The 19123-nt window shown below is 67.6% G+C and carries 14 protein-coding genes; 13 read left to right on the forward strand and 1 reads right to left on the reverse strand.

The features are described from left to right. Positions 1-41 precede the first annotated feature (41 nt). From putA to O3305_RS16175, 13 genes are all read left to right on the forward strand, one after another. Positions 42-3629: a trifunctional transcriptional regulator/proline dehydrogenase/L-glutamate gamma-semialdehyde dehydrogenase gene (gene putA, locus O3305_RS16115; RefSeq protein ID WP_269573438.1), complete on the forward strand. Its 3588-nt coding sequence runs from the start codon at positions 42-44 to the stop codon at positions 3627-3629. 112 nt (positions 3630-3741) lie between these two features. Then, complete coding sequence (locus O3305_RS16120) at positions 3742-4650, forward strand: formylglycine-generating enzyme family protein (protein ID WP_269576540.1); 909 nt, start codon at positions 3742-3744, stop codon at positions 4648-4650. Positions 4651-4776: 126 nt separating this feature from the next. Continuing rightward, the gene (locus O3305_RS16125; RefSeq protein WP_269573439.1) at positions 4777-5697 is read left to right on the forward strand and encodes a complex I NDUFA9 subunit family protein; all 921 of its coding nucleotides are present in this window, start codon (positions 4777-4779) and stop codon (positions 5695-5697) included. A gap of 44 nt (positions 5698-5741) precedes the next feature. After that, positions 5742-6548: an undecaprenyl-diphosphate phosphatase gene (locus tag O3305_RS16130; protein ID WP_269573440.1), complete on the forward strand. Its 807-nt coding sequence runs from the start codon at positions 5742-5744 to the stop codon at positions 6546-6548. 123 nt (positions 6549-6671) lie between these two features. After that, positions 6672-8108 carry an NAD(P)-dependent oxidoreductase gene (locus O3305_RS16135; protein ID WP_269573441.1) on the forward strand — a complete coding sequence of 479 codons (1437 nt, stop codon included), beginning with the start codon at positions 6672-6674 and terminating at the stop codon, positions 8106-8108. A gap of 13 nt (positions 8109-8121) precedes the next feature. Beyond that, a complete protein-coding gene (locus O3305_RS16140) occupies positions 8122-8814 on the forward strand; it encodes a DUF2059 domain-containing protein (protein WP_269573442.1) in 693 nt (230 codons plus the stop codon). Then, complete coding sequence (locus O3305_RS16145; RefSeq protein WP_269573443.1) at positions 8811-9461, forward strand: hypothetical protein; 651 nt, start codon at positions 8811-8813, stop codon at positions 9459-9461. Before O3305_RS16140 ends, O3305_RS16145 begins: the two co-directional genes overlap by 4 nt. Further along, positions 9458-13975, forward strand: a complete 4518-nt coding sequence (gltB, locus tag O3305_RS16150) for a glutamate synthase large subunit (RefSeq protein ID WP_269573444.1) — start codon at positions 9458-9460, stop codon at positions 13973-13975. The genes O3305_RS16145 and gltB overlap by 4 nt, the downstream gene beginning before the upstream one ends. 1 nt (position 13976) lies before the next feature. Then, positions 13977-14366, forward strand: coding sequence for a hypothetical protein (locus O3305_RS16155; RefSeq protein WP_269573445.1), 390 nt, complete (start codon positions 13977-13979; stop codon positions 14364-14366). A gap of 84 nt (positions 14367-14450) precedes the next feature. After that, positions 14451-14876, forward strand: a complete 426-nt coding sequence (locus tag O3305_RS16160) for a hypothetical protein (RefSeq protein ID WP_269573446.1) — start codon at positions 14451-14453, stop codon at positions 14874-14876. Positions 14877-14933: 57 nt separating this feature from the next. Next, a complete protein-coding gene (locus tag O3305_RS16165; protein WP_086127617.1) occupies positions 14934-15605 on the forward strand; it encodes a glutathione S-transferase family protein in 672 nt (223 codons plus the stop codon). A gap of 144 nt (positions 15606-15749) precedes the next feature. Next, on the forward strand, positions 15750-16364 hold the full coding sequence (locus O3305_RS16170) for a YbhB/YbcL family Raf kinase inhibitor-like protein (RefSeq protein ID WP_269573447.1): 615 nt from the start codon (positions 15750-15752) through the stop codon (positions 16362-16364). Positions 16365-16439: 75 nt separating this feature from the next. After that, positions 16440-17600 carry an alpha/beta hydrolase gene (locus tag O3305_RS16175; RefSeq protein WP_269573448.1) on the forward strand — a complete coding sequence of 387 codons (1161 nt, stop codon included), beginning with the start codon at positions 16440-16442 and terminating at the stop codon, positions 17598-17600. Between the two features lie 503 nt (positions 17601-18103). Here the strand turns inward: O3305_RS16175 and O3305_RS16180 are convergent. Further along, positions 18104-19099 (reverse strand): GGDEF domain-containing protein, encoded by a 996-nt coding sequence (locus tag O3305_RS16180; RefSeq protein ID WP_353739200.1) that lies wholly within the window; start codon positions 19097-19099, stop codon positions 18104-18106. Between the last annotated feature and the right edge of the window lie 24 nt (positions 19100-19123).

The raw sequence follows: 19123 nt of genomic DNA on the forward strand, positions 1-19123 counted from the left end.
ATAAGTCGGATCGACCTGCGCGAAGCGATTATATTGTGCCTATGACCCAGCCCGCGCCCTTCGCTGCCTTTGCTCCACCCGTCCGCGAGCCGACTCCGCTCCGCCAGGCGATCACCGCCGCCTATCGGCGTGATGAGGCCGAGGCGCTGGCCCCGCTGATCGCGGCGGCGACGCTTGATGAGGGCACCCGCGCCGCGATCCGTGCAACCGCTACGCAGCTCGTCACCGGGCTGCGCGCCCGCAAGCGCAGCGGCGCGGTCGAATCGCTGGTCCAGGAATATGCGCTGTCGAGCGAGGAGGGTGTGGCGCTGATGTGCCTGGCCGAGGCGCTCCTGCGCATCCCCGACGACGCCACCCGTGACGCGCTGATCCGCGACAAGCTGGCCGATGGCGACTGGCGCGCGCATCTCGGCGGCAAGTCGCTGTTCGTCAACGCGGCGACCTGGGCGCTGGTGGTGACGGGCAAGCTGGTCGACAGCGCCGATGATCGCGGGCTGGGCGCCGCGCTGATGCGGGTGGTCGCGCGCGCCGGCGAGCCGGTGATCCGCAAGGCGATCGACCTGGCGATGCGGATGATGGGCGAGCAGTTCGTTACCGGCGAGACGATCGCCGAGGCATTGAAGCGCGCGCGGCACGAAGAGGCCAAGGGCTTCCGCTACAGCTATGACATGCTTGGCGAGGCAGCGACGACCGGCGCGGACGCAGAGCGCTATTACCGCGATTACGAGAATGCCATCCATGCGATCGGCAAGGCGTCCGCCGGGCGCGGCATCTATGAAGGACCGGGCATCTCGATCAAGCTGTCGGCACTGCATCCGCGCTACAGCCGCGCCCAGGCCGACCGGGTGATGAGCGAGCTGCTGCCCCGGGTGAAGACGCTGGCAGCGCTGGCGCGCCACTACGATATCGGCCTCAACATCGATGCCGAGGAAGCCGACCGGCTGGAGCTGTCGCTCGACTTGCTCGAGAGCCTGGCGCTCGATCCGGACCTGGCCAATTGGGATGGGCTCGGCTTCGTCGTCCAGGCCTATGGCAAGCGCTGCCCCTTCGTGCTCGACTGGATCATCGAACTGGCCGGCCGCGCGCACCGCCGGATCATGGTGCGCCTGGTCAAGGGCGCCTATTGGGATGCGGAGATCAAGCGCGCCCAGGTCGACGGGCTTCACGGCTTCCCGATCTATACCCGCAAGCTCCACACCGACGTCGCCTATGTCGCGTGCGCCCGCAAGCTGCTGGCGGCGACCGACCGGGTGTTCCCGCAATTCGCCACCCATAATGCCCAGACTCTGGCGACGATCTACCAGCTCGCCGGCCCGGACTTCGCGGTCGGCAAGTACGAGTTCCAGTGCCTGCACGGCATGGGTGAACCGCTTTACGAGCAGGTGGTGGGTAGCGCGAAGCTCAACCGGCCGTGCCGCATCTATGCGCCGGTCGGCACGCATGAGACCTTGCTTGCCTATCTGGTGCGCCGCCTGCTGGAGAATGGCGCCAACTCCTCCTTCGTGAACCGGATCGCGGATCCGGAGATCCCGGTTTCCGAGCTTGTCGCCGATCCGGTCGAGCAGGTGCTGGCGATGGCGAAGCCGGGTGCGCCGCACGACCAGATCGCGCTGCCGCATGCGCTCTATCCCGATCGCCGTAACTCGGACGGGCTCGACCTGAGCGATGAAGATGCGCTGGCGGCGCTGAGCGAGGCGCTGCGCGAGAGCGCCGCGATCGACTGGCGTTCGGCGCCGGCAGATGGCCTGGGCACGAAACGCACGGTGCTGAACCCGGCCGATCATCGCGACGAAGTCGGCGTGGTGGTCGAGGCCTCGCCCGAGGCTGCGACGGCCGCGGTCGCACGCGCGGCTGCGTCGGACTGGGCGTCCACCCCGGTCGCCGAGCGTGCCGCGATGCTCGAGCGTGCCGCCGATGCGATGCAGGCGCGGATGCCGGTGCTGCTCGGGCTGATCGTGCGCGAGGCGGGCAAGTCGCTGCCCAATGCGATCGCCGAAGTGCGCGAGGCGATCGATTTCCTGCGCTATTATGCGGCGCAGGCTCGGGCAACCTTCGGGGCCGGGCAAGTGCCGCTGGGTCCGGTGGTCTGCATCAGCCCGTGGAACTTCCCGCTGGCGATCTTCACCGGCCAGGTTGCCGCGGCGCTGGTCGCGGGCAATCCGGTGCTCGCCAAGCCGGCCGAGGAGACGCCGCTGATCGCCGCCCAGGCGGTGGCGCTGCTCCATGACGCGGGCGTGCCGGCGGATGCGCTGCAGCTCGTGCCGGGCGACGGTCCGATCGGCGCGGCTTTGGTCGGCGCGGCGGAGGCGGCGGGGGTGATGTTCACCGGCTCGACCGAAGTCGCCCGGCTGATCCAGCGCCAGCTCGCTACCCGCCTGTCGCCCGCCGGCAAGCCGATCCCGCTGGTCGCCGAGACGGGCGGGCAGAATGCGATGATCGTCGACAGCTCCGCGCTGGCCGAGCAGGTGGTGGCGGACGTCATCGCCTCGGCGTTTGACAGCGCCGGCCAGCGTTGTTCTGCGCTGCGCATCCTGTGCCTGCAGGAGGAAGTCGCCGATCGCACGCTGGCGATGCTCAAGGGCGCGCTCAAGGAACTGCGCATCGGGCGGACCGATGCGCTCAATGTCGATACCGGCCCGGTGATCACTGCCGAGGCGCGCGGCAATATCGAGAACCACATTGCGCAGATGCGGTCGCGCGGCCATCGGATCGAACAGCAGGACCTGCCGGCTGCCGCGGGGCATGGCACCTTCGTGCCGCCGACGATCATCGAGATCGATGCCATCGCCGATGTCGAGCGCGAAGTGTTCGGTCCGGTGTTGCACGTGCTGCGCTACGCCCGTGATGATCTGGGCGAACTGATCGATGCGATCAACGCGACCGGCTATGGCCTGACCTTCGGCCTGCACACCCGGCTCGACGAGACCGTTGCCGAAGTCACCGCACGGGTGAAGGCGGGCAATCTCTATGTGAACCGCAATGTGATCGGCGCGATCGTCGGCGTGCAGCCGTTCGGCGGGCGCGGGCTTTCGGGCACCGGGCCCAAGGCAGGCGGGCCGCTCTATCTGGGGCGGATGGTCGCGGATGCGCCGGTCGCGGTCGAATCGACCAGTGCGGCGCCGACGCTGCTCGCCGGGTTCATCGGCTGGCTCGATGCGCAGGGCGAGGACAGGGCGGCGGCGACCGCGCGGCGCTACGGCGCGGAATCGGCGCTGGGGCTGGAGCGCGAGCTGCCAGGGCCGGTGGGCGAGCGCAACCTCTATGCACTCCATCCGCGTGGCCGGGTGCTGCTGCGGGCGGAGACGCCGGCGGGGTTGTACGAGCAGATGGCGGCGGTGCTGGCGACCGGCAATCGCGGCACGATTGAGGGCGTGCCGCTGCCGCAAGGCCTGCCGGCGGATGTCGCCGCTGCCTTTGCGCCAGATGCCGCCGAGCCGCTTGCCGCTGCGCTGGTCGAGGGTGAGGCCGGGCCGCTGGCCGCCGAGCTGGCCGGGCGCGAGGGACCGATCGTCTCGCTCTTCGCGGCCGGTGCCTCGGGCTATCCGCTCGACCTGCTGCTCGAGGAAGTGTCGATCTCGATCAACACCACCGCGGCCGGCGGCAATGCCAGCCTGATGACGATCGGTTGATCGACGGGCGGCTGACGCGCGGGCTTGATCGGCGGGGCGGCGGACCCGCATAGGAAGGGCGATGAAGAAGGTCGCGCCCCGCTCCGCCGCCCGCCCGGTCTCGCACCAGGGCATGAAGCTGATCCCTGGCGGCAGCTTCATGATGGGATCGGAGCAATTCTACGAGGAGGAGCGCCCGCTCCGCCGGGTGCGGGTGGACAGCTTCTGGATCGATGCGACGCCGGTCACCAACGCGCAGTTTGCCGCGTTCATCGACGCGACCGGATACCGGACCTTTGTCGAGAAGGCTCCCGATCCGAAGGACTATCCGGGGATGGACCCGGCGCTGGCGGTGCCGGGTTCGCTGGTCTTCCAGCGCACGCCCCAGCCGGTATCGCTCGACGATCATGGCCAGTGGTGGGCGTTCGTGCCCGGTGCCGACTGGCGGCATCCGACCGGTCCGGACAGCAGCATCGCGGGGATCGAGGACCATCCGGTCGTCCATGTCGCGTTCGAGGATGCCGATGCCTATGCCAAATGGGCGGGCAAGGCGCTGCCGACCGAGGCCGAATGGGAGTTCGCGGCGCGCGGCGGGCTGGTCGACAAGGAATATGCCTGGGGCGACGAGCTGGCGCCGGGCGGCGCGATCCTCGCCAATTACTGGCAGGGCATGTTCCCCTTCGCGACGCTCAAGCCCGACGACCAGTATCGCACGACGGCGGCCGGCAGCTTCCCGCCCAATGGCTATGGCCTTTCCGACATGATCGGCAATGTCTGGGAGTGGACGCGCGACTGGTATGGCGCGCCGCAGCCGGGCAAGGGCAGCTGCTGCGAGGCGGTGAACCCGCGCGGCGCCACGATCGGCGACAGTTTCGAGTCGCATGCGCCGGGAGCGAAGATCGGGCGGCGGGTGCTCAAGGGCGGCTCGCATCTGTGCGCGGTCAATTATTGCCAGCGCTACCGGCCGGCGGCGCGCCATCCCCAGCAGATCGATAGCGCGACCAGCCATATCGGCTTTCGCTGCGTCTCGCGGAAAGTCTAGGCCACCGCCGGTCGCAGGCATGGCGCACCCAAACCATGTGGTGCTTGCCTCCCCGCCCGGTGCGGGGCATGGGATAGGGGTCTGCCGCGAGGCATATTCTACAAGGCGGGAAGCCGGGAAAAGGGCATGAAGGACAAACTCGTAGTGCTGATCGGCGGCGGCGGTTTCGTCGGCCGCTATGTTGCCCAGGAACTGCTTGCCGCGGGCGCCCGGGTGCGCATCGCGCAGCGCCGTCCGCGCGACGCCTGGTTCCTCAAGCCGCTCGGCGATCTCGGCCAGACCCAGTTCGTCGCCGCCGACGTGACCCGGCCCGATTCGGTCGCCGCCGCGGTGGCCGGCGCCGACGCCGTCATCAACCTGGCCGGCGTGCTCAAGGGCGATTTCGATGCCGTCAACGCCGGGGGCGCGCGCAATGTCGCCGAAGCCGCCAAGGCGGCCGGTGTCGGGACGCTGATCCATTTCTCCGCGCTGGGCGCCGAGGCGGATTCCGCCTCCGCCTATGGCCGGACCAAGGCGGCGGGCGAGGCGGCGGTGCGCCAGGCGTTCCCGGACGCGATCCTCCTGCGCCCGTCCTTCATCTTCGGCCGCGAGGACCAGTTCACCAATCGCTTCGCCGCGATGGTCGGCATGGGGCCGGTGGTGCCGGTGCTGCGCGCGGACGTGCGCTTCCAGTCGGTCTATGTCGTCGACGTCGCCAGGGCAGTCGCCGCCGCGCTCGCCGATCCGGAAGCGCATGCGGGCAAGACCTATGCGCTGGCCGGTGCCGACACGCTGACCATGGCGGGCCTGTTCCGCTGGCTGGCAGGGGCGACGGGCCACAACCCGACCTTTGTCGAGCTGCCCGATGCGATCGGCGCGCTGATCGCGGCACTGCCGGGCACGCCGATCACGCGCGACCAGTGGCGCATGCTCCAGGCGGACAATGTCGCGGGCGACCTGCCCGGGCTCGCCGCGCTGGGCGTGGTGCCGACGCCGCTCGCCACCGCCGCACCGGCCTGGCTGGTGCGCTACCGGCGCCATGGCCGCTTCGGCAAGCTCGCCGCCTGACCCTTTCTATCCGCGCCCGTCGGCGCATCGGAGCCTGATCTCGCATGAGCGAAACCCTCGTCGCGATCCTCCTCGGCATTGTCGAGGGGATCACCGAATTCCTGCCGGTCTCGTCGACCGGGCATCTGATCCTCGCTTCCGAGCTGATGGGCTATGATTCCGCGACCTGGGGGATGTTCAACGTCGTCATCCAGCTCGGCGCGATCCTGGCGGTGGTCGTGCTCTACTGGCGGACCTTCTGGGCAGTGGCTGAAGGGCTCATCAAGCTGAACCCGGTCTCGATCCGCTTCGTGCGCAACCTGCTGATCGCCTTCATCCCGGCGGCGGTGATCGGCCTCGCGCTCCACAAGCATATCGAGGCGCTGCTTGGCCAGCCGATGGTGGTGGCCTGGGCGCTTGTAATCGGCGGTATCGCCATCCTGGTGATCGAGCGGCTGGCGAAGACCGCCACGATCCACGGCATTGCCGAGATCCCGCTGGTCCGCACGATCGGCATCGGCTTCATCCAGTGCATCGCGATGATCCCGGGCGTCAGCCGCTCGGGCGCAACGATCATGGGCGCGCTCAGCCTGGGCGTCGAGCGGCGCACCGCAGCCGAGTTCAGCTTCTTCCTCGCCATCCCGACCATGCTCGGTGCGACCGTGCTCGAGCTCGCCAAGAATCGCGACGCGATCGCATCGGCCCGGGTCGGCTGGGACGAGATCGGGATCGGCTTCGTCACGGCCTTCCTCGTCGCGATCGTGGTCATCAAGCTGTTCGTCGGCATCGTCTCCAAGCACGGCTTCGCACCCTTTGCCTGGTACCGAATCATCGCCGGCATCGGTGCGATCGCCTGGCTCTCGATGCGATAAGGTCCGAATCGGCCATAAAATGGCGCAATAATCTTTCAAATTTGTGCCGAAACCGCCGAAAAACACAATATAGGTCAGCTTTACTGACTTTTATCGACTCGCTTGCGGCGTTAGGCGCGCTGCATGGCGGAAACGATGCTCAAATTCGTTGGAACGGCGCAGGCTTATCCCGGCAAGCGCGAGGCGGAACTGCGTGCGGAGGATTTCCGCGAGATCGCGGATCGCTATGCGGTGCCCAATGCCGAGGAACAGGCCAGCCGCTGCTCGCAATGCGGCGTGCCCTATTGCTCGGTGCACTGCCCGCTCCACAACCATATCCCGGACTGGCTGCGCCTGACCGCCGAGGGGCGGCTGCGCGAAGCCTATCAGCTGTCGAACAGCACCTCGACCATGCCCGAGATCTGCGGCCGCATCTGCCCGCAGGACCGGCTGTGCGAAGGCAATTGCGTGATCGAGTTCTCGGGGCATGGTGCGGTCACCATCGGCTCGGTCGAGAAGTTCATCACCGACACCGCCTGGGAAGAAGGCTGGGTGGAACCGGTCGCGGTCGGCCCGGCGCGCGGCCAGTCGGTCGGCATCATCGGTGCGGGCCCGGCCGGGCTCGCCGCCGCCGAATACCTCCGCGAATATGGCTATGACGTGCATGTCTATGACCGGCATGATCGCGCCGGCGGGCTGCTCACCTATGGCATTCCCGGCTTCAAGCTGGAGAAGCATGTCGTCATGCGCCGCATCGAGCGGCTCGAGCAGGGCGGCGTGGTCTTCCATCTCGGCTTCGAAGTCGGCCGCGAGGCCAATCTCGAGGAACTGCGCAAGCGCCACACCACGCTGCTGATCGCCACCGGCGTCTACAAGGCGCGCGGCATCCAGGCGCCCGGCGTCGGCGCCAAGGGAATCGTCGAGGCGCTCGACTATCTCACCGCGTCGAACCGCAAGGGCTTTGGCGATGCCGTGCCCGCGTTCGATGATGGCAGCCTCGATGCCAACGGCAAGCATGTCGTGGTGATCGGCGGCGGCGACACCGCGATGGACTGCGTGCGCACCGCCGTGCGCCAGGGGGCCACCTCGGTGAAGTGCCTCTATCGTCGCGACCGTGCCAACATGCCGGGTTCGCAGCGCGAGACCGCCAATGCCGAGGAGGAAGGCGTCGAGTTCGTCTGGCTTTCCGCCCCCGAAGCCTTTGACGGCGTCGACACGGTCACCGGCGTGCGCGCCAGCCGCATGCGCCTCGGTGCGCCCGACGCCTCGGGCCGCCGTGCGCCGGAAGTCGATCCGGGCGGCGCGTTCCAGCTCAAGGCCGATCTCGTCATCAAGGCGCTCGGCTTCGAGCCCGAGGACCTGCCGCGGATGTTCGGTGCCGAGGAACTGGGCGTCACCCGCTGGGGCACGCTGCGCACCGACGGGCGCACGATGATGACCAGCCTCGACGGCGTTTTCGCAGCGGGCGATATTGTCCGCGGCGCGAGTCTCGTCGTCTGGGCGATTCGCGACGGCCGCGATGTCGCGGCGCACATGCATGCCTGGATGCGCGCCCGTGCCGATACCGCGCGGGCTGCCTGAGGAAGTCGTCCCGATGAAGCCCTTGCTTGCCGCCCTTGCCCTTGGTGTCGCCGCCCTCCCGGCCTCGGCCTTTGCCGCCGCGCCGGTGAGCGCGCCTGCGGCCGAAGGTGATCTCCAGAAGCTCGTCGCGCTGATGGCGCCCGAGGATTCGATCGGGCGCATCGCCGGCCGCGCCTTCGACCTCGGCATGGACCAGCAGCTGGCCGCCGACCCGAAGATGAAGGCGGCCTATGACGCCAATCCCGGGCTGCGCGAGCAGGTCGGCGGGCAGCTGCGCGGCCAGTTCACGCGCATCCTGGTCGCGGCTTTGCCGTCGCTGCGCGGCGAGATCGAGACCATCCTCAAGGCCGAGCTCACCCCGGGCGAGATCGCCGACACGCTGACCTTCTTCGCCAGCCCGACGGGCCAGAAGGTGCGCGCCGAAGTCTATGAGGCGATGGGCAACGCGCCGGGCCAGTCGCCGCAGGAAATGCAGCAGGCGGCAATGGCGGCGGTGATGGCGAAGATGACGCCCGAGGATTATCCGGCGCTGATGGCGTTCGCCGGCAGCACCGCGGCGCAGAAGATGGGCAGCCTCAACCCGAAGATCGCCGCGGCCAGCCAGGCTTGGGCGCTCAAGCTGGTCGCCGCCAATCGCCCGCAGATGGAAGGTTTCGCGACCCGCGCTGCGGCGGAGTATCTGGCGAAGAAGAAGGGCGGCCAGTGAAGGCGTGGCGCCTTGCCGCGACGCTGCTGCTCGCGCCGCTCCTGGCGCCGGCGCCGCTGCTCGCGCAGGGCGTGGCCGAGGCATCGCCCGCTGCCGCGCTCGCGAAGCGTATCGCGAACCTCACCTTCGCGCCCAGTGCTGACGCACGGCAGGCATTTGTCGATTCCTTTGTGAAGAAGTTCGCCGAGGGGCTTGAGAGTGACGCGGGGAGCCGGGCACTTTTCAAGCAGCACCCGGCGGCACGCGATGCGGCGCTGCGCGCGGCCCAGCAGGGCGCCGGCGAGCAATATGACGCGGCCTTCGCACCGGCGCTGACCGATACCGTCGCGGCATTCTATCGGGAGCATTTCTCGCTCGCCGAGCTGGTCGAGATCGAGCGCTATTATGCCAGTCCGCAATCGGCGCGCGTGATCCGCAGCTTCTCCTCGCCGGGCGGCGCCGCCGAAGTGGCCGCGGCCAAGGCGGATCCCGTGGTGGTGGCCTATCGGGCATCGCCCGTCGGCACGAAGGAACATGCGCTCACCGGGGCGCTGGCGACCGCGGTGGTCAACAACAGCGTCACAACCGGGCAGCGCGTGGCCCAGGCAATTCTTCCCAAGGTGCGGCAGGCAGTACGCACGGCAACGAGCAGTTCGAGGCAGCAATGATCAGCACCCTTTCCACCGAACGTGAGCGGTTGGCTCGCGAGGGCATGTACCGTCCCGAGTTCGAGGGCGATGCCTGCGGCGTCGGCATGGTTGCCGCGACCGACGGGCAGCCCTCGCGCCGCGTCGTCCAGTCGGCGATCGATGCGCTGAAGGCGGTGTGGCACCGCGGCGCGGTCGATGCCGATGGCAAGACGGGCGACGGTGCAGGCTTGCATGTCGACCTGCCGGTGCGCTTCTTCGACGATGCGATCGCCGCGGGCGGGCACCGCGTGCTGCCGAACCGGCTGGCCGTGGGTATGGTGTTCCTGCCGCGCACCGATCTGGGCGCGCAGGAAGCATGCCGTACGATCGTCGAGTCCGAGATCATTGAGGCGGGCTACACCATCTATGGCTGGCGCCAGGTGCCGGTCGATGTCTCGGTCATCGGCATGAAGGCGCAGGCGACGCGCCCCGAGATCGAGCAGATCATGATCGCCGGTCCGCAGCCGGACGCGATGGACGCCGCCGAGTTCGAGAAGGAGCTCTATCTGGTGCGCCGCCGGATCGAGAAGGCGGTGATCGCCGCGCAGATCAGCGGCTTCTACATCTGCTCGCTGTCGACCCGCTCGATCATCTACAAGGGGCTGTTCCTCGCCGAGAGCCTGTCGGACTTCTATCCGGACCTCAAGGACGAGCGCTTCACCAGCCGCGTCGCGATCTTCCACCAGCGCTATTCGACCAACACCTTCCCGCAATGGTGGCTGGCGCAGCCGTTCCGTTGCCTTGCCCATAACGGCGAGATCAACACGATCCGCGGCAACAAGAACTGGATGCGCAGCCACGAGATCAAGATGGCGAGCATCGCGTTCGGCGAGCGCAGCGAAGACATCAAGCCGGTGATCCCGGCGGGCGCATCGGACACCGCCGCGCTCGACGCGGTGTTCGAGGCGATCTGCCGCTCGGGCCGCGACGCGCCGACCGCCAAGCTGATGCTGGTGCCCGAGGCATGGGACGATACGACGCCCGAGGGGCACCGGGCGATGTACAAGTATCTCGCCTCGGTGATGGAGCCGTGGGACGGTCCGGCCGCGCTGGCGATGACCGATGGTCGCTGGGCGGTTGCCGGCGTCGACCGCAATGCGCTGCGTCCGCTGCGCTACACCCAGACCAGCGATGGACTGCTGATCGTCGGCTCCGAGACCGGCATGGTCCAGATTCCCGAATCGACCGTGGTCGCCAAGGGCCGGATGGGTCCGGGCCAGATGATCGCCGTCGATCTCGATCAGGGCGTGCTGCTCTTTGACAAGGCGATCAAGGACCAGGTCGCCGGCGAGCATGACTATGCCGGCATGATCGGCGAGTTCATGACCGTGGCGGACCTGCCCGAGCCGGAGGCAGCGCCGCTGCGCTTCGACCGTGCCGAGCTGACGCGCCGCCAGGTTGCGGCAGGGCAGACGCTCGAGGACATGGAGTTGATCCTTGCTCCGATGGTCGAGACCGCCAAGGAAGCGATCGGCTCGATGGGCGACGATACGCCGCTGGCGGTCATCTCGGACAAGCCACGGCTGATCAGCCAGTTCTTCCGCCAGAATTTCTCGCAGGTCACCAACCCGCCGATCGACAGCCTTCGCGAGCGCCAGGTGATGACGCTCAAGACGCGCTTCGGGAACCTGGCCAACATTCTCGATGCCGATGGCGGGGGCTCGAAGGTGCTGGTGCTCGAAAGCCCGGTGCTGACCAATGGCGACTGGGAGCGGCTGCGCGCCCATTTCGGCAGCCAGTCGGCCGAGATCGACTGCACCTTCCCGGCGGGCGGCAGCCCGGAGGACCTGCGCGAGGCGATCAAGCGCATCCGCTATGAAGCCGAGCAGGCGGTCCGCGCCGGCTGCACCGAGCTGTTCCTCACCGATGAGCATGTCTCGGCCGATCGCGCGGCGATCGCCGGCGTGCTGGCGGCGGCGGCGGTGCACACGCATCTCGTCCGCCGCGGCCTGCGCTCCTATGCCAGCGTCAATGTCCGTTCGGCCGAATGCCTCGACACCCATTATTACGCGGTGCTGATCGGCGTCGGCGCGACCACGGTGAACGCCTATCTGACCGAAGCCTCGATCGCGGATCGCCACGGCCGCGGCCTGTTCGGCGACATCAGCATCGAGGAGTGCCTCAAGCGCCATCGCAAGGCGATCGACGAGGGCCTGCTCAAGATCATGTCGAAGATGGGGATCGCAGTGATCTCCTCCTATCGCGGCGGCTACAACTTCGAGGCGGTCGGTCTCAGCCGCGCGCTGGTCAACGACCTGTTCCCGGGCATGCCCGCCAAGATCTCGGGCGAGGGCTATGCCTCGCTCCACCTCTCGGCGATGATGCGCCACGAGCTGGCCTATGACCGCGGCGTCGCGACGCTGCCGATCGGCGGCTTCTATCGCCAGCGCCATGGCGGCGAGACGCATGCCTATTCGGCGCAACTGATGCACCTGCTGCAGACGGCGGTATCGACCGACAGCTACTCGTCCTACATGGCCTTCTCGCGCGGCGTGCGCGACCTGCCGCCGGTCTATCTGCGCGACCTGCTCGAGTTCAATTTCCCGGATCAGGGTGTGCCGATCGACCAGGTCGAGGCGATCACCGAGATCCGCAAGCGTTTCGTCACGCCGGGCATGTCGCTGGGTGCATTGAGCCCCGAGGCGCATGAGACGCTGGCGATCGCGATGAATCGCATTGGCGCCAAGGCGGTGTCAGGCGAGGGCGGCGAGGACAAGGCGCGCTACACGCCTTACGAGAATGGCGACAACGCCAACTCGACGATCAAGCAGATCGCCTCGGGCCGGTTCGGCGTCACCGCCGAATATCTCAACGCCTGTGACGAGATCGAGATCAAGGTCGCGCAGGGCGCCAAGCCCGGCGAGGGCGGGCAGCTGCCCGGCTTCAAGGTTACCGAGTTCATCGCCAAGCTGCGCCACGCGACGCCGGGGGTCACGCTGATCTCGCCGCCGCCGCACCACGACATCTATTCGATCGAGGATCTGGCCCAGCTCATCTATGACCTGAAGATGATCAACCCGCGCGCGCGTGTCTGCGTCAAGCTGGTCAGCTCGGCCGGCATCGGCACCGTGGCGGCAGGCGTCGCCAAGGCGCATGCTGACGTCATCCTGGTCGCCGGCCATGTCGGCGGCACCGGCGCTTCGCCCCAGACCAGCGTCAAATATGCCGGCACGCCCTGGGAAATGGGCCTGACCGAAGTCAACCAGACGCTGACGCTCAACGGCCTGCGCGGCCGGGTGAAGCTGCGCACCGATGGCGGCCTCAAGACCGGGCGCGACATCGTCGTCGCCGCGATCCTGGGCGCCGAGGAGTTCGGCATCGGCACGCTCAGCCTGGTTGCGATGGGCTGCATCATGGTCCGCCAGTGCCATTCGAACACCTGCCCGGTGGGCGTCTGCACCCAGGACGAGAAGCTGCGCGCCAAGTTCGTCGGCACGCCGGAGAAGGTCATCAACCTGATGACCTTCATCGCCGAGGAAGTCCGCGAGATCCTCGCGCGGCTGGGCTTCAAGAGCCTCGACGAAGTGATCGGCCGCACCGAGCTGCTCCGCCAGGTCAGCCGCGGCGCCGAGCATCTCGACGATCTCGATCTCAACCCGATCCTCGCCAAGGTCGATGCCGACGACGCCGAGCGCCGCTTCAGCCTGTCGACCTTCCGCAACGAAGTGCCCGACAGCCTCGATGCGCAGATGATCAAGGACGCCGCCCCGGTCTTCGCGCGCCGCGAGAAGATGCAGCTGACCTATAATGTGCGGAACACCCACCGCGCGGTCGGCACGCGCCTGTCGTCCGAGATCACGCGCCTGTACGGCATGTCGACGCTGGCGGACGGCCATGTTCATGTCCGCCTGCGCGGCTCGGCCGGCCAGTCGCTCGGCGCCTTCCTGTGCAAGGGCGTGACGCTCGAAGTGTTCGGCGACAGCAACGACTATGTCGGCAAGGGCCTGTCGGGCGGCACCATCGTGGTGCGTCCGCTGGTCAGCTCGCCGGTGGAGAGCTGGAAGAACACGATCATCGGCAACACCGTGCTCTACGGCGCGACCTCCGGCACGCTGTTCGCCGCCGGCCAGGCGGGCGAGCGCTTCGCGGTGCGCAACTCGGGCGCCGAAGTGGTGGTCGAGGGCTGCGGCGCGAACGGCTGCGAGTACATGACCGGTGGAACCGCGGTGCTGCTCGGCGATGTTGGCATGAACTTCGGTGCGGGCATGACCGGCGGCATGGCCTTCGTCTATGATCCGGACGACAGCTTCGCCTCGCGTGCCAATCCGGAAAGCATCATCTGGCAGCGGCTTTCGTCGGCGCACTGGGAAGCCAGGCTGCGCGCGCTGGTCGAGGCGCATGTCGCGGCGACCGACAGCAAATGGGCGGCCGGACTGCTCGAGGACTGGGACCGTGTGCTCGGCAGTTTCTGGCAGGTCGTGCCGAAGGAAATGCTGACCCGCCTGCCGGTGCCGCTCAACGACGACACCGCCGAGGCCGTGGCGGCGGAATGAGGTGACGGCCCGGCCCGCCCGGCATCCCATCCGGGATTACTGGCGCGAAGGTGTCGCGGCATTGGTGCTGCTCGCGGTCGGGGCATTCTTCGCCTGGCCGAGCTGGGAAGGGCTGCCGCGCCGCGAGGGCACGCAGATCGTGGGAACGGGTACCATCCGTGACCTTCGGCAAGGCGTGCCGTCGGGAGGCAAGTACACGCTGGCGCACGGACCGATCGCCGTGATCGAAGTCACGATGCCGGGCGGCGGCGTGCAGCGCTTCACCGGCGATCCGGGCCTGCTCGATCGGTGCCGTCGCGGCGATACGGTTGCCCTCACGCGATACCAGAATGATCGCGGCAAGTTCGCCTGGGCGTTGAAGGCCGATTCCTGCGGCGGCAATCCGCGCTGAACGGCTCGTCGCAAGCCCCTGCTTATCTGCCAAGTCTTTGTGATATAAAGCGCGCATATCCGAGTCCGCCCTCCGGAGCGTAACATGCGTCTTGCCCTGACCGCCGCCCTGCTTTGCGCCGCCGCCACGCCGGCGCTTGCCCAGTCCCAGCCCGAGCCCAGCACCCGCGACAAGACCGAGGCGCTCGCCCGCGCGCTCAACAATCCGATGGTGCAGGAAGGCGCCGCAGCGATGCTCACCAACCTGGCCGGCATCGTGCTCGATACCCGCGTCGGCCCCGCCGCGCGCTATATCGACCCGACGATCGGCGAGCAGGATACGCTGCGCGATATCCAGCGCCGCCGCGATCCCAATTTCGAGAAGAACTTCCATAACGACGCCCGCAGCGCCGTCGTGATTGCCGGCAAGCTGACCGAGGGCGCGCTGCAGATGCAGGACTCGCTCGACCAGACCGCCGCCCGCCTGCGCGCCGCGCTGGCGCCGCTGCGTGGGGCGCTTACGACCAAATAAGCGCTTTTGCCCGGCAATCGCTTTACGCGGGCGCGTACCGAGTCCTAAAGCGACTGGATGTGGCAGCTTTACCAATTCCCGCTCTGTCCCTTCTCGCGCAAGGTCCGGCTGCTGCTGGGCGAGAAGGGCGTAGGCTATGAGCCGGTGCGGGAATCGCCCTGGCTGCGGCGCGACGAGTTTCTCGACCTGAACCCGACCGGGCAGGTGCCGGTGATGGTCGATGACGAGCGCGGCGTGACGCTGATCGATTCGCAGGTGATCTGCGAGTTCTTCGAGGAGACGGTGAACAAGGCGCCGATGCTCAACGGCACCGCCACCGATCGCGCCGAGATCCGCCGCCTGGCGATCTGGTTCGACACCAATTTCTATGCCGAGATCACCGCGCCCCTGCTCCACGAGCGGATGCTCAAGCGCATCGTCTACAAGCAGTCGCCCGATGGCCAGGCGCTGCGCAATGCGATGAAGGCGGCGGTCAACCATCTCGATTACATCGATTATCTGCTCGATCACCGCACCTGGCTGGCCGGCCCGACGATGAGCCTGGCCGATCTGGCGGCAGCCGCGCAGATCTCGATCGCCGATTATCTCGGCGGCATCGACTGGAAGAGCCATGAGCAGGCCAAGGGCTGGTACATCCGCATGAAGAGCCGCCCGAGCTTCCGCCCGCTGCTCAGCGAGCGGATGGAAGGCATCCCGCCCCCCGCCGATTACGAGAAGCTCGACCTGTAGCTCTCATCGTCACCCCGGCCTTGAGCCGGGGTCCCGCTGCCTCAGGCTGGCGAAGGAGAAGCGGGATCCCGGCTCGGGGCCGGGATGACGTGACAGATGGGAGCCTCCCGCTTTCTCATCGGTTCAGCTGCCGAGGAGAAAGCGATGCTCGAACATCTTCCCCATTGGCTCGGCAAGGCGCTGAGCCCGTTTCGTGCCGGTGCCGACAAGCTGGCGATCGTCCGGCCCGAGCTGGCCGGCGAAGGCGTGATCCACCTTGCCAGCCCGGCCTTCGCCAATGACGGGCGCCTGCCCGATCGCTTCACCGCCGATGGCGAGGGCGTGTCGCCGCCTTTGTTCTGGACCGGGGTGCCCGAGGGAACGGCGCGGCTGGTGCTGATCGTCGAGGATCCCGATGCGCCGACGCCGCAGCCGGTGGTGCACGGGATCGTCTGGGGCCTGCTCATCGACGGCAACCTCAAGGAGGGCGAGATCGCGCCCGATGGCGCCGGCGGTGCCGAGGGCGAGGATGTTGGGCGCAACAGCGTGTTCGTCGAGGGCTGGCTGCCGCCCGATCCGCCCAATGGGCATGGCGAGCATAACTACGCCTTTCAGATCTTCGCGCTGACCGAAGGACCTGACCCGGGCGAGAATCCGGGCCGTGGCGCCGTGCTGCGGGCGATGGAAGGCAGGGTGATCGCCGCGGGGCTGCTCACCGGCACCTATTCCCGCGGCGAGGAAGCGCCGATCGGCCCGGTCGGGGCAAGCGCCACCGCCTGATAGCGGCCCTGCTCGAAAGCCGCTTGCCGCGATCGCGCCCGCCTGCCACCTGATGCTCGCCTCGCGGGGAGCATCATGCGACAAGGGTTTGCGCGCGCATTTCTATTGGCGCTTGCCGTCCTGCTGGGCGGCTGCTGGTCGCATGCCTATCCGCAGCGCGAGCGCTTCCTAGCACCGGCCGATCTCGATCCGGCTGCGGCCAGGCGTGCCGAGCTGTTCGTCGATATGAACGGCACCTTCTATCCCGACGGCTGGCGCAGCTATGCCGATCGCGGCAAGCTGAAGGCTGGCAGCCTGCTCGACGAAGCGCTGGGCAAGCCCGGGCTGGACGCCCTGATCGCGCGCGAGGAATCCCGGCAGCTTGCCGATATCGAGGCCTTCGCACGGGGCAAGAAACGGATCTTCGTGCTGATCCATGGCTTCAACAGCGAGATCGACGACAGCGAGCCGCCCTTCGACACGATCGAGGCGCAGCTCGATCTCGGGCCGGACGACGGCGTGATCCGCTTCAACTGGGATGGGCTTACCGGCAAGCTGCTCGGTGCGGGCAAGATCTGGTTCCGTGCCACCGCGACCAGCCAGCTCGCCGGTTCGCGCGGACTGCGCCGGGTGCTGGCGCGGATCGAGGGCAAGCAGGTCTATCTGATCAGCCATAGCCGCGGCGCATCGGTGATCCTGAGCGCGCTGGGCAATCCGGTCTATCATCGCGATTTCATTGCCAGGGCGCGCGAAGTCTCGGCGCACTGGCATGGCGATTATTCGGCGTTGCTCACGCCGCAGCCCTTGCCGGACCGGGGCAATCGCATCCATGCGCTGATGCTGGCGCCGGCGATCGGCCGGATCGATTTCTGCGATCAGGACCAGCAGGCGGCGATTGTGGACAGGCAGCCCTGCGGCAAGCTGCGGGATCTCGGGCCGCAGCTGGAGAGCCTGCGCTACACGGTCAATCGCGGCGATCCGGTGCTCGACAAGTTCATCGGGTTGAGCGGCAAGCTCAATCCCACCGATTTCGGGCTGAAGCCGGAGGTGGGCGAAGCCGTTCGGGATGAGGGCCGCTATTGCGGGATGCTCGGCTATGGCTTCCGCGAGCCGGAGCCGTTTCACGCCTTTCGCCGCTATGTCCGCCATGAGGCATTCCTGGCGATGCTGTACGACGAGGGTATCTTGAAGGCGGGGGTGTTCCATCCCTTCCGGATGGTGCCGCCGCCGGGCTGGAGGCCCTGTCCGGGCCGCTGATTCTCGGGTGTTTGGGCGGACCGAGCTTCCGCCTGGTGGTGGCCGCCGCCGGGCGGCTCGCAGGGTTCAGCCGAAGTGGCTGAAACCCTGCAGGCCGACCGTGGCGATCGTCATTGCGGTGATGGCGAATGATGCCGCACCGATCATCAGGCTACGCGTCATGCTTATCCTCTCCCTTCCGTCGTGTCCGGCGCCGATCATGCGATCGGAAGCGCGGACGACGAGAAGAGCAGGATGCCATAGCTGAGAACGACGGCGCCGATGACTGCAACGCTGTGCTGGAACGAGCTGATACGTACGGCCATTTTAACTTACTCCCTGTGTTTCGGTTGCCGGACCATCCGGCCTTGCCGATGCCAGATGAATTGCAGGGAGCGTGCCAATTTTCTAAGTGATTGATTTCATTAGGGCTGCGATAGAAAGTTACGCGCAGTTGGGAAATTTCACGCCAAGCAATGGTGCATTTTCCCAATCAAAGGCGGACAGTCACTGTCCGATTCCGGTCAATCGAGGCGGATGCAGTTTCGGCCGCCATTCTTGGCGGCGTAGCAGAGCTGGTCGGCGCGGTGGAACACGGTGCCGAACATTTCGCCTTCCGCCGCGGCGCTCAGGCCGGCGGAGAAGGTGATCTCGCCAAGCGGGGCATCGGTCTCGCGCAGGCGGTAGCGCTTGGCCGACACGGCGATGCGGGCGCGATCGAGTATCTCGCGGGCAGTCCGGATGTCCACGCCGCTGAACAGCACGACGAATTCCTCGCCGCCATAGCGGGCGACGAGATGGCCCTTGCAGGTGTCCGACAGCGCTTCGCCGAGCGCCTTGAGCACCCGATCGCCCACGACATGGCCGAACCGGTCATTGACCGACTTGAAGTGATCGACGTCGCACACCGCCATGCAGATCCGGGTGCCCGCCGCGGCCTGGGCGGCATAGGCTTCCTCGAACGCACGGCGATTGGGCAGGCCGGTCAGCGGATCCTTGCGGGCGTTGTCGCGTGCTTCTTCCAGCTTGGTGCGCAGCTCGTTCGCTTCGCGGTTGGCGCTTTCCAGTCGCTCCTCGGCGGAGCGCACGCGCTCGAGCATCGTCGCGGTAAGGCGCTCGACCTCGACATTGTCGGCGCCGGAGCTGCGCATCGCGCGCGCGCTGGCGGCCAGGTCGCGGCCGAAATCGACGGTCTCGGCATGGATCGCGGTGACCATGTCCTGAAAGCCCTCGACCTGCATCTGGGTCTGGGCGACCAGGCCCTGGGCCTTTTCGATCGTCGCGGTCGGATTGCCGGCGACGGGCTGCGTGTCGCAGCCCAGCGTCTCGATGTCGCGCCGGGTGAGGCGGACGCCGCCATCGGTGAGCGCATGCACCGCCCGCGCGAGCGGCCCGTCGGGATTGGCGAGCAACTGATAGGCAAAGGCATAGTTCGCGGGATCAGGGTCGAGCCGCTGATCCACCAGGAACTCACCGATTCGGTCGTACAGGTTACGCGCGGCCTGGGACCCGCTTGCCACCCGAACGGCCTTCGCCGCGCCCAT

This window comes from Sphingomonas sp. NIBR02145 (assembly GCF_027359115.1).
Classification (GTDB): Bacteria; Pseudomonadota; Alphaproteobacteria; order Sphingomonadales; family Sphingomonadaceae; genus Sphingomonas; species Sphingomonas kyeonggiensis_A.

Excerpts from the sequence above, each read along its gene's own strand:
- putA (WP_269573438.1), top strand. The coding sequence starts at position 42 with ATGACCCAGCCCGCGCCCTTCGCTGCCTTTGCTCCACCCGTCCGCGAG.
- O3305_RS16120 (WP_269576540.1), top strand. The coding sequence starts at position 3,742 with ATGAAGCTGATCCCTGGCGGCAGCTTCATGATGGGATCGGAGCAATTC.
- O3305_RS16125 (WP_269573439.1), top strand. The coding sequence starts at position 4,777 with ATGAAGGACAAACTCGTAGTGCTGATCGGCGGCGGCGGTTTCGTCGGC.
- O3305_RS16130 (WP_269573440.1), top strand. The coding sequence starts at position 5,742 with ATGAGCGAAACCCTCGTCGCGATCCTCCTCGGCATTGTCGAGGGGATC.
- O3305_RS16135 (WP_269573441.1), top strand. The coding sequence starts at position 6,672 with ATGGCGGAAACGATGCTCAAATTCGTTGGAACGGCGCAGGCTTATCCC.
- O3305_RS16140 (WP_269573442.1), top strand. The coding sequence starts at position 8,122 with ATGAAGCCCTTGCTTGCCGCCCTTGCCCTTGGTGTCGCCGCCCTCCCG.
- gltB (WP_269573444.1), top strand. The coding sequence starts at position 9,458 with ATGATCAGCACCCTTTCCACCGAACGTGAGCGGTTGGCTCGCGAGGGC.
- O3305_RS16160 (WP_269573446.1), top strand. The coding sequence starts at position 14,451 with ATGCGTCTTGCCCTGACCGCCGCCCTGCTTTGCGCCGCCGCCACGCCG.
- O3305_RS16165 (WP_086127617.1), top strand. The coding sequence starts at position 14,934 with ATGTGGCAGCTTTACCAATTCCCGCTCTGTCCCTTCTCGCGCAAGGTC.
- O3305_RS16170 (WP_269573447.1), top strand. The coding sequence starts at position 15,750 with ATGCTCGAACATCTTCCCCATTGGCTCGGCAAGGCGCTGAGCCCGTTT.
- O3305_RS16175 (WP_269573448.1), top strand. The coding sequence starts at position 16,440 with ATGCGACAAGGGTTTGCGCGCGCATTTCTATTGGCGCTTGCCGTCCTG.